At 61.4% G+C, this 1,478-nt stretch carries 2 protein-coding genes; both read left to right on the top strand.

Annotation, left to right across the window (positions count from 1 at the left end; translation table 11 throughout):
* Positions 1-58: 58 nt before the first annotated feature.
* Positions 59-1,141, top strand: coding sequence for an IS630 family transposase (locus AC1DK4_RS40650; RefSeq protein WP_441624508.1), 1,083 nt, complete (start codon positions 59-61; stop codon positions 1,139-1,141).
* Positions 1,142-1,153: 12 nt separating this feature from the next.
* Positions 1,154-1,453, top strand: a complete 300-nt coding sequence (locus tag AC1DK4_RS40645; RefSeq protein ID WP_441624506.1) for a hypothetical protein — start codon at positions 1,154-1,156, stop codon at positions 1,451-1,453.
* The last annotated feature ends 25 nt before the right edge of the window (positions 1,454-1,478 follow it).

Genomic DNA, 1,478 nt, shown 5'->3' with positions numbered 1-1,478 from the left:
CTAGTACAACATCCCGTAAATAGCTTGAATAAATAATCGCCTCGGATATCATGGCGGGATGAGTCGAGGCCGCCATGCAACGCCAGTGAAGTTGGCGAAGAAAGAAAGACAGGAACTGTTATCGCTGATCGAGCGCAAGACGGCGCCGCAGCGAGATGTGATGCGCGCGCGAATCGCGTTGTGGGCCCACGAGGGCCACGCCAATACAGCCATTGCGCGGGAACTGGATGTCTCGGTGCAAACGGTCTGCCTGTGGCGCAAGCGTATTGCCCAGCAAGGTGCCCAAGGCATTCGCGAGGGCGAGCGCAGCGGCCGTCCGCCGCGCATCACGCACGAGGCGCGACTACAGTTGATCGCGCTGGCGTGTGAGACGCAAGAGCCTGAGGGGCGGGTCACGCCCACGCTCGATGAGATTGTGGCGCGCGCGGTGGAGCGTGGCGTTGTCGAGCAGATCAGCCGCAGCCAGGTGCAGCGCATTTTGCAGGCCGGCGACGTGCGTCCGCACCGGGTCCAGCAATGGCTACATAGCCCAGACCCCGCCTTTCGCGAGAAGGTCAACGGCATTTGCAAGCTGTACCGGAAGGCGCCGCGAAACGCGGTGGTGCTCAGTATCGACGAGAAGACCGGCATTCAGGCCATCGAGCGTAAGCACCCAGGACGCGCACCCGCACCGGGGCGGCTGCGTCGGCGTGAGTTTGAATATATTCGTCACGGCACCCAGGCGTTGATTGCCGCGCTAGACGTGCATACCGGACAGGTGCTGGCAGAATGCCGCGACCGGCGCACCCAGGACGATTTGGTCGCTTTCATGGAGCGCGTGGCAAGCGCGTACCCGGGCAAACAGGTGCACGTCGTCTGGGACAACCTGAACACACATTGCGCCCAGGCCGTCTGGCAGGCGTTTAACGCGCGGCACGATGAGCGGTTTCACTTCCACTTCACGCCGTTGCACGCGAGTTGGGTCAATCAGATCGAACTCTGGTTTGCCCGCTACACGCGCCGGGTACTGCGCCATGCGAGTCACACTAGCATCGCGCACCTGCGCGAGCGCACCGAGCAGTTTATCCGCGCGCACAATCAGGCGGCACGCCCGTTCAAATGGAGCTTCCGGGGCTATCCGCTGCAAACCGGCGCATCGTAATCGAGAATCAACATGCCAGCCTTACCCACCAAACATTACGCTGCCAAATTGCAGCAGCAACTGCGCAGCCTGCTCGGCCACGAGCAGATCATCACACAAGCCTACGGGCGTCACCTGTTGATCAAACGTCTGGACGACGAGGAGCCGACCGTGGTGGCTCGGCTGACCGAACTCGGCCGCAATCGTTATGGCGCCGCCTTTCGCAACCATAGTGGGCGTTGGGAGCCGTTGCCAGGCGCAGGCTCGCTCGACGAGATGGCCCAGGTGGTCGTCACGCTCCTGGAGCCGTACCTACAGCCTGATAATTATTAAATCTATTTACGGGATGTTGTACTAG

This window comes from Cupriavidus sp. 05N38 (genome assembly GCF_056397345.1).
Note: the sequence above shows the minus strand (reverse complement) of the source record. Positions and strands in the feature narration are given on the sequence as shown.